The following is an 11,668-nucleotide window of genomic DNA, read 5'->3' as shown; positions in this document are numbered from 1 at the left end:
CCATTATAAGGGAATTTATGATGAAGAAGTGTCCTATTTTTAGATATGAATGAATAAATAAGGTTGACTAACAGGCACGAATTCCTTTGATGACTGTAGTCATTCCTACTTTAAGACTATATTTTATTGTAAATCTCTTAATTTTTTGCTTGCCAATCGTTTCAAACCTCCGTCCTGCCTTCGTTTTCAGCCTGTCCATCCTATTTTATAATTGTCTAGTCATAATTAATCATTGATAGCGACCGGCATTTGTTGATAAAGTTTGAAGCAGACCCGGGTCAAACGTTTGCACAATACAAAGTTAGGGGATAAAAAATTATGAAGATTACAAAGAAATGGACGACGATTGCTTTATGTTGCAGTCTGTTTTCGGGCTCTGTCATGGCTGGAGCGATTCCGGCAGCGGCAAAGCCGAAAGATCAGACGGAAATTTCAAAAGGATTTGTTTCAAATGCTGAATTGGATAAGCGCGTCATCTATCAAACGTTTAGTTTGTACCAGCCTTATGATAAAAACATGTATCGTACTCTTGAAAAAAACAGTAAACAACTGAAGGATTGGGGCGTCACAGACGTTTGGATACCACCGGCTTACCGGGCTTTTTCCCAATCCTACTATGGTGAAGGCTATGCGATCGTAGACCGGTATGATTTGGGTGAGTTTCCCGAAGGCTTGAACGGCGAGCGGGCAACCAAATACGGGACGAGCGATGAGCTGAAAAAAGTCATTAAAAAAATGCACGCCAACGGCCTTAAAGTTCAGGAAGATCTCGTTCCAAATCAGATGATGGGGCTTCCAACAAACGACCCGAATGTGAAAGACAGACTGGTTCAGGTTTACAGTAAAGGCGGCGGTCCCGGCCAGGCTAAATATGGCGTGATCAAGGAATGGAATCATACGTATTATAACGGAGCAACTCCGCAGCAGCTTGGATTGTACCGTGTAATGGTCGATGAAAACTTGAAGCCGTATCGTTATTTCGGGCCGAATGACGCAGGCAATCATCTCCCGGATTGGCTGGCAAACTCCGAAGCCCAAAAATATGGGAAAATTAAAGCCACTGACACTTACTTAACGGTAGATGCCTATTTTGCTGTCGAAGGGGCGGCTACGGAGACTGAACAAGTTTGGAAACCGGTGCTGCGGGCGGCTACGGAGACTGAACAAGTTTGGAAACCGGTGCTGCTCTATTATATCGATCCGCAACAAGGTGCGACAAACCTAAACTATCTTGATTTTATGCGTGAAAACGGTTTTGACGGAAACAGCGACGACGAAGTCAGAAAGAAAATCATTGCAGCGGATTCAGCGACTGTATCCAAATTGACTGACAAGTATATCTTCTCCCAACCAGGTTACACTGCGGCAACCGATCCGCACGGAAACCTTCGGTTTAACAACGGCAATAACCACCATCTGAAGTACGAATTTTTGATCGGAAATGATATCGATAATTCGCATCCTGTCGTACAGGAAGAGCAACTAAACTGGGCCAAATTCYTGATGGATGAATATGGCTTCGACGGATTCCGTATTGACGCGGCGTCTCACTTAAACACCGATATACTCACCAAATTCCAGGATTTGATGAGCTCGCGATATGGCAAAGATTTGAATAGTCATTTAAGCTTTATTGAATCCTACACTGATAATCAGGTGGATTTCGAGAACAACAATAACAATGGGCAGCTCGTWTACGATCACCGTATGTTTGGCGCAATGCGAGATGTTTTGGGCAATGCCTGGAGCTGGCGGCCGCTCAAAGACATCGTAAGCTCATCCTATGTCGACCGAACCAATCCGAACAGCTTTAAAACGCCGAACTKGTCGTTTGTCAATAACCATGACCAAGAGCACAATGCGATTAAGCCGATTCCTCTTACTGCAGARGAAGCAAACGGAGTGAAGCCGAAGACGCTTGCCTATGAAATGATTCARTTYGAGAAATTTTCCAAAGACAGAGYGAAAGCGGATAAGCAATATGCTCCTCATAATGTGCCAAGCCAATATGCACACTGTTCCTACAGTCTTCTACGGGGATATGTATGAAGGAAACAAATCCTATATGTCGGAGAAGACGCCTTATTACGATACGATCGTCAAGCTGCTGAAAGCGGCAGAAATACGTTTCCGGCGATCAGAAGATTACGTACTACCCGAGCAATACGTCGTCTGAAGCAGGAAAAGATTTGATTGTCAGCGTTCGCTTCAGAACAAGCCGGGATACGGGAGTGGCGACTGTTATCTCCAACAACCCGCACACTAACACAATAATCAATGTCGATATGGGCAAGCAGCATGCCAATCAAACATTTGTAGACGCGACCGGATTCAGCACGGAAGCGCTGAAAACCGATACAAACGGTATTTTGACCGTACCTGTTCTTGGGAAAACCAATCCGTACGCGGTTATCTGGGAGTTTGGGTGCCGGCCGAGGATAATAAAGGAAAAAAATTGACAACGGCATCAAGGGTATCGATGCATCCCTCGTTCCATCTGTAGCCAACGGCAACACTGGCACTGAAACCGGCGATAAAGGCAGAAACGGACACGAATGGCAAAAAACTGACATGAGTCAAATTGAGAAATGGCTGAAACGGAAACATGAGTAAGTTGTTTTTCCTACCTGCATAAGCCAAATCTTAGGCCCTACAGGAATGTTTAGCTTAATCGACCGGCCGCGAAATTACATAGCTTCAGCTTTGCTTTCGTTTTAATTTGCGGATAAGTTTATCAAGAGCCGTACCTACTAAAAAGAAAAAAATCAAATGCATGACATAACCGCGCATTTTTGCACTGATAGCGGCAGTAACTGGCGGCTCGAAAGGATCAAAATCTAGCATCCAATGATGGAATGGTTCAAACGGTCCAAGTCCTATCATGAGAATCGTCGGATCATGAATATGAATCGTTTTCCAATAGTCGTGAAAGCAAATGATAATGCTGAATAATAAGAACCAAAATGCCGCTCTTCTCCAAATAAACATGAACACGCTCCTTCAAATCCACGGTACATGCAGTAAAAGCGATTCTTTTTGGAAGGTTTTAATCTGTCTGAATTGAACTATCGTACCCGTTACCTAAATAAACTTTAGCGTTCTTCCATGGGAGCTTAATGAAGATTTAAGAACACACTTATTGAGTAAAAATAACTACACTAATCAAGGGAGTATGTTGTCACGGAGCTATCGATCCATGATAGCGAGCTATTCACCTAACCAATCCGCTGTATCATCAATCTTTCCACTTATGAAAAATTCTTTGACAGCAGAAAGCATTAAATGTTGGTCAACGCAGAAATTCATTGGATATTCACCTAATTGTCCGCCAGCTACTAACTCCACTAACTCTTCAGATTCATATTCATTAACTAGCGTGTAAAATGTTTCGGTATCAAAAGTTGCTGTCACGATATATTTACCGTTTTCTCCGCTCCAATTAACATCTGCGAATCATTATTGCCATCAAGCGTAATCATCGTATGTATGTTACCGTCTAATTTCATTAAATGGCTTTCAATATGATACCAAGAAGGTTGATCAATCCTTTTCCCTGTATCTACATTACTAATCCATCTATCTATCCACATCGATTGAACGTGCATATATTGGCACCTCTTAGAACTGTTTTACTTTTTATTCGTGAAACAAATACTTAACCCCTTCAATACAGTGTTTTCGTTATAATGCTATTCAGCCTTTAAGAGGTAGAAAAAGCAGCCGATAATACTGGCTGCCTTCTCCTGATGGTTATTGCGGTATAGTACCCGTTAGCGTAGTAAGGCTGCCAATCGTTCCCATGACAGTTGGTTATTCAACTCTTGTAATCCTTTAGTTCAAAGAATCCGATGCCATAGCTCTAATTTTTCTCCAAAATGATCAGCGAATAAACAGTACTACTACCAGCTGAACCGCTCATTGAACTTTGACTTACAACCCTCCATCCGTCCTGCAGAAGCTGATTTATTTCCTCTAAATTATTCTTCTTTTCGTTAAAATAATTGACTACTAATGCTTTTTGCAAGAATCACCCCTCCAATATAAATCAAATGGCCTTAGGTTATTGTACCATAATTTGGTAATCATTTTTTAATTCCATTTTCTCATTTTTATTGAGCATTACTGCCCGTTACTTCAACGAACAACGACAGCCGATCGTGTGGCCGGCTGTCGTCATGTTGTGGTTGAACTATCGTATCCGTCCCTCAACCTAGAACAGCCACCCTTTTACAAAAGTGTCTATCTTCCGGGTTACAGTTCATTTATCTGTGAATATATTGAGCGGTTTTAACAAGCGTATGACTTTATTTTTTAATATCTACAGGAATAGATATTGTCTTGTCGTAGGTTTTAATATAGTGAAATCCGTCCAGCAGCAGGCGTTCCGGTTCCTCCATTGTGTTAAAAGAATACGTCTGCTCCCACAGGATGTTACCGTTTTTCAGATCCCACGGGCGTGATGAGGAAATTGATGATACGGGAACTACGATACCACCAGCTTGAACGGATAAATTTTCCGTTTCCAAGATTGTAAATTGTTTTCTAGCAATAACGATATCATAGCCTGTATCGGTTTTTGTGACGCTTCGAATCCATACCTTTTCATTGCCAATTTTGATGGAATGATCTGATGGTGAGGATAGGGAGATGGGTTCTTCTACTTTCTGATATCCGGCGAAATTTTCGAGCACAAGTTCAATGGTCTCCATCTTGTCTGTCGGAAGCACATCAAATTCAAGTTCAAATCCCGGGATGCCCTTTTCAGCAAAACGATCCGATCGCATTCCCCATGATTTCACTTCAGTTCCATTCACATAAAGCTTTGTTTTACCTGAAAATCTCGGGTATCCCTCATAATCCATTTCATAATGTCCCTTCACGATGGTTGAAGTTGGTGAAGCCGTAATGGAGTCATAGTGGACAGTCCCCTGATCGACAGTAACGGATTTTGAAATGTTCTCTTCAAGCATACTGTTCATCGCTTTATTCGCTTCAAACTTGAAGGAGATCGGATATGATGCCCGTTCCCCATTATCTAGCCACTCACTGAATGTAACGGTTAATGTTCTGGAGAAAGGACTAACCGGCTCGAATTTATATACTCCCTCGTACTGGGTCTCGTCTTTGCTATAATTGCCACTTCCTTCTTTCGGATCTGAATCAGTCAAGAACCCTTGCATTTTACCCACGTCGTAACGAAATGAACTATTGTCAGTAAACACGGAGCCTGCGGGTCGATCAATGGTGTAATACATTAGCAATGCGTTATCGTCCGCAATAACCCCGTTAATGGTAATGACAGTGCCGTCATCAAGCGTTTTGTTTTTGTTGACCGTTTGTCCGTATCCTTGCTCCGTCAGTTCAGAAAAGCTTAGAGAGTTCAGCTCGATTTTATTAAACAACTTACCTCCGTAATAAGCAAATGCAGGATATTGATAAGTTCCGACAATCAGAAGGAGTGCTGCAGCTGATGATGCAACCCATTTCATCGCTCTATTCATGCTACTTTTCTTAGTGGGGACATGCTCAAGTGCATTTCGAAGTCTGCCCTCAAGTTCTGACGGAGCCTTTACGATATTCAAGGTCTGTTTGTGCTCCTCTAATCTCTCCTCGATCGTTTTCATAACGATCACCTCCGATCATGACTTTCAGTTTTTGTATGCCTTGCGAAATTCTTGATTTGATTGTGCCAACCGGTGCACCGGTCATGTCCGCAATCGTCTGATACGGAAGATCATGTACATAACGAAGTTTGATGGCTTCCCGCTGCCGTGCATTCAGATGAGAGAGCAGCACCTGCATGTCCATCTCAGACTCCGTATAGCGATATGGATTATCGTCAGTTAATGCAGCAAGTGATGGTTCTCGCTCGTCTCCCACTGGAAGAAATCGTTCCTTTTTGCGGAGTATTGTTTTGCAACGATTGACGAGAATGGTTTTGCTCCAGCTGTAGAAGGCTTCACCCTTTTGCAATTGATCCAGCTTTTCATAAAGCGTAACAATCATGTCTTCCATTGCATCCATCGCGTCATGCTCATTTCTCATGTAGCTGTAGGCAAGACGATAATAAGCGTCCTGATCGGCTATGATTAGTTGTAATAAAGCTTCCTTGTTGCCTTTTTGGGCTTGTTTGACAAGACGGCTTACATTCATGTTCTCCCCCCTTTTCATAGATAAGAGATCGCAGAGGTTAATAAAGTTCATTTTGTACAAAAAAATCTCCACAACCAAGTCACAAGGAAATTATACTATCCCTAGGAGGTTGCGGAGGTATATGAAATCAATAATACTATATCCGAGTTTTGACCCAGGAGAAGCAGCAAAAGAAGCTTAATGGAGCTTTGACTGATTCTGTTGGTAATCTGCTCCCTAGATCGTTTCAACTATCGTATCTGTTAGTTTAATCAAAAGCTCTACTAATCACCTTACCATCATAATCAAGTGCATCGATAGCCCTTACTCGTTGAACTTCACTTAATTCAGATAAGTGCACCCATTTATATTCAGAATGTTCTTCACTGAGCTTAATATTTTGGCTCCCACTAATGGAACAACGAAATATACCAACTTGTGCGTTGATTCTATTGTGGTAGTAAAATCCGGTTAGTACTGGGTCTTGAATTTCTAGTCCGAGTTCCTCCTGACACTCACGAAGTAATGCTTGATGAATGGTTTCGCCGGGGTCTACAGCCCCGCCGGGTAAACTCCACCCCTGATTTCCATAAGTTCTCTTCAATGTAAGTACGCGTCTTTCTGAATCAGTTATTATTGCATGTACGCCGACTCTAAAAGTATCATTAAAACCCACTATCTTCGCCTCCGCCTTCTTCTTGTGTTTCTCCTCTTTGATTAGACGATGTCTTATTTCAGCAGGTTGCATTTTGGGGATCCTTAGACGCAGAAAAGGCAGCCGATCGTATCTGGCCGGCTCCCCTCGCGTCATTATTGAACTATCGTACCCGTTAGTTAAACACCAACTTCAGTGTCCATACCCATGAGATAACTCATCTAAGTGCCCTAGAATGACCCCTGCCACAAGTAATATTGAGATTACAATGAGGATATATCCTATCCATCGTGAGCTTTTGTCCGACTGCTTAGGTTTCCTTATGAAGAGAAATCCAACTCCTAATAATAGGGCTATGATTATCCATACATAATCGACCATTATCTCCCCCCTCTTTTTATAGACGCGCATTTCATCTAGTCTAAGTTCTCACCAAGCTGCCAGATAGCACGGAAAAGACAGCCGAACGTCTAAGCGGCTGCCAGCGTATAATGATTAAGCTATCGTTTCCGTTAGTTAAGCGAAGAACTTATTTCTCTAACTCTAGTCCTATACCTTCGTCAAATCCAAGCATAATATTCATATTTTGAATGGCAGCCCCCGAGGCGCCTTTTCCCAAATTATCAAATCTAGAAACAAGTAATATTTCATCTTTATGACCAAAAACAAATATATCCAAATAATTTGTATTATTGCATTGCATGAGATTAAAGAAACCGTCTTCAAGATATGCCTCAGAGTCGTATGGGATAACTCGAATAAAACGTTCATCCTTATAATACGAGGCAAGCAGTTCCTGAATATCTCTTGCCGTTACATTCTTTATAAACATTCTAGGAAAGAGAGGAATAGTAACTGCATCACCCTGATAATAGTTTCCGACTATTGGAGTGAAAAGTGGTGCTGAGTTTAACCCGGTATATAGTTGCATTTCTGGAAGATGCTTGTGGTTAAGGTTAAGTGCATATTGTCTTGGTGCGAAAAGCTGTTCTCTATTTGAGTTCTGATATTCAGAAATAAGTCTCTTACCTCCACCACTATATCCTGTAAGCGAATAACAAGAAGTAGGGTAATCCCTCGGTATAATTCCTTCAGCTACCAAAGGGTGTATAGCTAAAATAAACCCTGTCGCATGACATCCTGGAACAGATACCCTAGATGAATTTTGGATTTTATTTCTTTGATTCTTATGTAATTCTGGTAATCCATATGTCCACTCCTGGTTGGTCCTAAACGCCGTACTTGCATCAATTATTTTGGTCTTTTTATTACTTACCATTGATACGGAATCCCTTGAAGCGGAATCTGGAAGACAAAGGAAAACAACATCAGCTTCATTTATTACAGCCCTACGGGCTTCGTAATCTTTTCGCTTTTCCGACTCAATTTTGATTACTTCTATGTTAGAAATCTTAGATAAGTAATCATGTATTTTTAAACCTGTTGTACCTTCTTGACCATCTACAAATATTTTATATTTCACTTCTCCACCCCTTACCATTTAAGTTTATGTATAATTATACGTAATGTCGTATATAAATTCAATGATAATTATTGAGTTATCCTGCCAGTTACTTCAATAAACAAAAGAAGAGCTGCCTCGAAGCAAGCTCCTCAACTACCCGTTAGCCCATTGAATAGTGTGAAGAAGTCATACACTTAGTCCAAGCTTATCAATGAGAAAATCACCTTGCTCAATTTTCAATGTTTTCTTTTCAAGACTATATTCCCATCCAATTTCAATCGCATATCTTATTAAACGTTCGCAATTCCTTGGTCTATGTGGGATAAAGTGCCAGCTACCTTCCCATGTAAATAAGACCTCAAAATATGAGGTTTTGGATGAATATACCTTGAAGTTCACAAATTTATTACTAGGGATTTCATTAATAACGCAGTGAAATTGAGTACCATTTACCACTATTTTTTTAGCTCTCTTGCAGAATGTCTTCCCCATTAATATGACCCTCCATATGGCCAGCTACCGTTATTTCGTGATTGAACTATCGTATCCGTTAGCTTAATCGTGTGTGGCCATCAAAAGTAATTTCTTCAATGACAGCAATAGCCTTAGATTTCGATAGGTTTATGTACTCGATAATTTCATCAAAATTATATACTTCAAGTTCGCAATATTTATTTTGTTCTATAATTTCAAAATCTCTGTACATCTCTTCAATAAATTTTTGTAAGTCGTCAGTAGTTATTTCTTCTATTTCCCTCGGTAAAGCATCAATTTCCAACCAATCTTTTAAGTTTCCCATATTATAAAGACAAAGCAGTTTTGTATTCATTTTTCTGAAATCTGAATGCCACCTTTGTAAAAAGGTCGGGTCTAAATCTTGCTTCTGCTTGAATTCATGTGGGTAATAGATATACTCCATCCACACGTTGTCGGAAATTAAATGAGTTAAATATCCTAATGAGTAGTCATCTTTTATATCTGATAAGTATGTATCAATGTATCTTTGATAGTTTACCTGCCTAGTTCCTTTGTCTACATCTCCTTCGAAATAATGAGTAATAACTTTCCTTTCAAACGAGAAGGCAGCATCAGGAGCAATTGAACCAATTAAAAAATCTCTCTTGTTTTTTATAACATCAAGGCTAGAAGCGACTATCTCACCAATTATTAAATGCATCAACCGCGAACCCATAAAAACCCCTCCTTGCAACACGTTTTACCACACAATTTACAATTTATGTTATAACTATCCTACCCTTTTAGTTCAACAATTCCTGAGTTCTATTCGACCCACTGCCTTGGGCCAATAGTATGGAAGAGATGCTCTCCGTCGTCGCTTAAAGCATCTTGTATTCGTCTGATCGTAAAGTCACTAATTGGTTTTGGAAGATCATCTATTGAGCAATACCTGCATTCTAAAATCTCGGGCGAACAAGGCTTTGGTTCTTGATTACACTCACTTTTTGAAATGAAAGCAAAGTGATGCATGTCGTAGTTTGGGTCATAATAAATTCCCGTTAGTCGTCCAACTTTTACTTGAATTCCAGTTTCTTCGAATACCTCTCTTTTGGCTGTTTCCTCTGCTGACTCATTTTTCTCTGATTTACCACCTGGAAGATCCCAATTATTTTTACCGTAGCTGTGTTTTACTAATAAAATACGACCCTCTGAATCTAAAATAATTGCCGCTCCACCCATTAATTTTTCAGACAGAATAATTCCCCCTTAATTTAATGCCTTTCAAATATTAAGACTCCAAAAAGTGGAGCAGCTGCCGCGGCACGCTACTCCACTCTCGTACCCGTTAGCTTAATAATCGTTGTTGTTTGATTTGTCTTTCAACAATTCTAGTATTTCTTTATTTGTTTTATGCATTGATCTCAACTGAAGTTCAATACCTATTAACGTCACTAGGGCTAATATTGATATTATGATCAAGATAATTCCTCCCTTCATATGAACAACACGAATTTATTGTTTATATTGTATATGGTACAACCACTAAACTATTCTGCAGTTACTTCAATAGAAAAGAGGAGCTGCCACATAGCAAACTCCTCCACTATCGTACCCGTTAGTTCAACATCATATCATTATAGTCGATAGAATGCCTCGCCAAATTCCGGACATCCTGCTGCTTCCACCTTCCATGCATGTCATAATAAACATTCCCATACAATAAGTTTTCTGGAAGACTATCTACTAGTTTAATTTCATCGATTTCATAATCAGGTAATTCATCAAATATTGAAATGTTCGCGAAAAAGACCATCCCATAACTTCCATTCAACAAATAAATTCCATATGGTGTTAACTCAAATTTCACAGCACCTGTTTCTTCGTACAATTCTCTACTAGCAGCCTGAATAAGGTCTTCATTATTCTCTCTCTTACCCCCAGGCAACTCCCAAAGTTGACGTTTCTTATTCCGAATAATAACTAGCTGATTTTGATACTCGGTTATCATAACGACATATTCTATTTCATTTTCTTCAATTTCTTCAAGACCATACCAAGCACATTCCATGATTATTCTCCTATCTGTATCACGTAATCCTACCCTATTTTGCGTCACAATAATACCACATATTGACCTGGCGGACCGAGGGCCGAATGGCCCAATGCGTGAACACGGTGTTAGATAATGCCTGTGGCTTCTTGAGATACCCTCAAATATTCTTCTCATCATTAAACTCAACACAAAAAGGTTGCATTTCAGGTCTTAAACAATACTCTATTCTTTGTCTGAAATCTTTCCATTCAACTTTTTTTAGTGCTTCTTCAATCGGAAAGTAGCCTGAATCCAAGCTTTCTGATGATTGTATTAATTCTCCACCTATTGGCTTTGCTAAAAATAGGGTGTTACAAATTGAATTTCCTACGTTCTGAAATATTCCGCAGAATTTGATAATTTCTATGTCTATTCCTGATTCTTCTTTTGTTTCTCTTATTGCAGCATGACTTAAGGACTCTCCTTCTTCTACTTGACCACCAGGCATCTCCCAGCCTCTTCTTGGTCCTTTGATAAGTAATAATTCGTTTTTGTCATTTATTACAATTGCAGCTGCCGAAACGATATGCTTTGGTTGATTCATCGCTTTACTCTCCTTAAAAAGATTAATATGTATTTATGCTCTAAGGTATTTTCGTCTTTAAATACTCTCCGAAGGTTTCATCTAACGTCACATTAGCGAACTTCGCAAACACTTCAGTATTTTACATTTCGCGAATCGGTAGAACTATCCTGCCCGCTCATAACATTTTCAGTACATAACTTATCTTGGACAAAACCGCTACCGCGGTGGTAAAACTACTAAACCCTCCATTTTGATGGTAATTAATACTGCTTTCTGTGTATCTGTTAGTACCCTAAAATTTACTATGCAGTTCTTCTACTGCTAATAAATTTTAAGGAG

13 protein-coding genes and 1 pseudogene are annotated in these 11,668 nt (G+C 40.0%); 2 read left to right on the top strand and 12 right to left on the bottom strand.

Going from position 1 to position 11,668, the window contains the following annotated elements; translation table 11 throughout:
• Positions 1 to 318 precede the first annotated feature (318 nt).
• Together ASG81_RS20350 and ASG81_RS20345 are read left to right on the top strand one after the other, a co-directional pair.
• Positions 319 to 2,059, top strand: a pseudogene (locus ASG81_RS20350) (glycoside hydrolase family 70 protein); the annotation flags it as partial.
• Positions 2,060 to 2,189: 130 nt separating this feature from the next.
• Entirely contained in the window at positions 2,190 to 2,459 is a 270-nt protein-coding gene (locus tag ASG81_RS20345) for a hypothetical protein (protein WP_056638433.1), read from the top strand.
• A 238-nt stretch (positions 2,460 to 2,697) separates the two neighbouring features.
• Here the strand turns inward: ASG81_RS20345 and ASG81_RS20340 are convergent, their stop codons facing one another.
• From ASG81_RS20340 to ASG81_RS20280, 12 genes are all read right to left on the bottom strand, one after another.
• Positions 2,698 to 2,988: a hypothetical protein gene (locus tag ASG81_RS20340; protein WP_056638425.1), complete on the bottom strand. Its 291-nt coding sequence runs from the start codon at positions 2,986 to 2,988 to the stop codon at positions 2,698 to 2,700.
• Between the two features lie 219 nt (positions 2,989 to 3,207).
• Entirely contained in the window at positions 3,208 to 3,411 is a 204-nt protein-coding gene (locus ASG81_RS20335; protein WP_056638422.1) for an Imm1 family immunity protein, read from the bottom strand.
• Positions 3,412 to 3,859: 448 nt separating this feature from the next.
• The gene (locus tag ASG81_RS31140; RefSeq protein WP_155971710.1) at positions 3,860 to 4,024 is read right to left on the bottom strand and encodes a hypothetical protein; all 165 of its coding nucleotides are present in this window, start codon (positions 4,022 to 4,024) and stop codon (positions 3,860 to 3,862) included.
• Positions 4,025 to 4,304: 280 nt separating this feature from the next.
• Entirely contained in the window at positions 4,305 to 5,624 is a 1,320-nt protein-coding gene (locus tag ASG81_RS20325) for a DUF4179 domain-containing protein (protein WP_056638416.1), read from the bottom strand.
• Positions 5,551 to 6,153, bottom strand: a complete 603-nt coding sequence (locus tag ASG81_RS20320) for an RNA polymerase sigma factor (RefSeq protein WP_056638415.1) — start codon at positions 6,151 to 6,153, stop codon at positions 5,551 to 5,553. Before ASG81_RS20320 ends, ASG81_RS20325 begins: the two co-directional genes overlap by 74 nt.
• Before the next feature lie 247 nt (positions 6,154 to 6,400).
• Positions 6,401 to 6,880 carry an NUDIX hydrolase gene (locus ASG81_RS20315; protein WP_200961558.1) on the bottom strand — a complete coding sequence of 160 codons (480 nt, stop codon included), beginning with the start codon at positions 6,878 to 6,880 and terminating at the stop codon, positions 6,401 to 6,403.
• Between the two features lie 436 nt (positions 6,881 to 7,316).
• Positions 7,317 to 8,270: an N-acetyl-gamma-glutamyl-phosphate reductase gene (gene argC / locus ASG81_RS20305; RefSeq protein WP_155971708.1), complete on the bottom strand. Its 954-nt coding sequence runs from the start codon at positions 8,268 to 8,270 to the stop codon at positions 7,317 to 7,319.
• Between the two features lie 168 nt (positions 8,271 to 8,438).
• On the bottom strand, positions 8,439 to 8,744 hold the full coding sequence (locus tag ASG81_RS20300) for a hypothetical protein (protein WP_056638406.1): 306 nt from the start codon (positions 8,742 to 8,744) through the stop codon (positions 8,439 to 8,441).
• A 58-nt stretch (positions 8,745 to 8,802) separates the two neighbouring features.
• Positions 8,803 to 9,444 (bottom strand): zinc dependent phospholipase C family protein, encoded by a 642-nt coding sequence (locus ASG81_RS20295; protein ID WP_056638404.1) that lies wholly within the window; start codon positions 9,442 to 9,444, stop codon positions 8,803 to 8,805.
• A gap of 89 nt (positions 9,445 to 9,533) precedes the next feature.
• Positions 9,534 to 9,950 carry an NUDIX hydrolase gene (locus tag ASG81_RS20290; RefSeq protein WP_056638401.1) on the bottom strand — a complete coding sequence of 139 codons (417 nt, stop codon included), beginning with the start codon at positions 9,948 to 9,950 and terminating at the stop codon, positions 9,534 to 9,536.
• A gap of 376 nt (positions 9,951 to 10,326) precedes the next feature.
• Positions 10,327 to 10,779: an NUDIX hydrolase gene (locus ASG81_RS20285; RefSeq protein WP_056638398.1), complete on the bottom strand. Its 453-nt coding sequence runs from the start codon at positions 10,777 to 10,779 to the stop codon at positions 10,327 to 10,329.
• A 142-nt stretch (positions 10,780 to 10,921) separates the two neighbouring features.
• A complete protein-coding gene (locus tag ASG81_RS20280; RefSeq protein ID WP_056638394.1) occupies positions 10,922 to 11,347 on the bottom strand; it encodes an NUDIX hydrolase in 426 nt (141 codons plus the stop codon).
• Positions 11,348 to 11,668: the final 321 nt, after the last annotated feature.

Origin of the sequence: Paenibacillus sp. Soil522 (genome assembly GCF_001428245.1) — a bacterium.
Classification (GTDB): domain Bacteria; phylum Bacillota; class Bacilli; order Paenibacillales; family Paenibacillaceae; genus Pristimantibacillus.
This window is presented reverse-complemented; position numbering and strand designations above follow the sequence as displayed.

Coding starts and splice junctions, on each gene's coding strand:
- ASG81_RS20280 (WP_056638394.1), bottom strand. CDS start 11,347: ATGAATCAACCAAAGCATATCGTTTCGGCAGCTGCAATTGTAATAAAT.
- ASG81_RS20290 (WP_056638401.1), bottom strand. CDS start 9,950: ATGGGTGGAGCGGCAATTATTTTAGATTCAGAGGGTCGTATTTTATTA.
- ASG81_RS20325 (WP_056638416.1), bottom strand. CDS start 5,624: ATGAAAACGATCGAGGAGAGATTAGAGGAGCACAAACAGACCTTGAAT.
- ASG81_RS20295 (WP_056638404.1), bottom strand. CDS start 9,444: ATGGGTTCGCGGTTGATGCATTTAATAATTGGTGAGATAGTCGCTTCT.
- ASG81_RS20300 (WP_056638406.1), bottom strand. CDS start 8,744: ATGGGGAAGACATTCTGCAAGAGAGCTAAAAAAATAGTGGTAAATGGT.
- ASG81_RS20320 (WP_056638415.1), bottom strand. CDS start 6,153: ATGAATGTAAGCCGTCTTGTCAAACAAGCCCAAAAAGGCAACAAGGAA.
- ASG81_RS20315 (WP_200961558.1), bottom strand. CDS start 6,880: ATGCAACCTGCTGAAATAAGACATCGTCTAATCAAAGAGGAGAAACAC.
- ASG81_RS20285 (WP_056638398.1), bottom strand. CDS start 10,779: ATGGAATGTGCTTGGTATGGTCTTGAAGAAATTGAAGAAAATGAAATA.
- ASG81_RS20340 (WP_056638425.1), bottom strand. CDS start 2,988: ATGTTTATTTGGAGAAGAGCGGCATTTTGGTTCTTATTATTCAGCATT.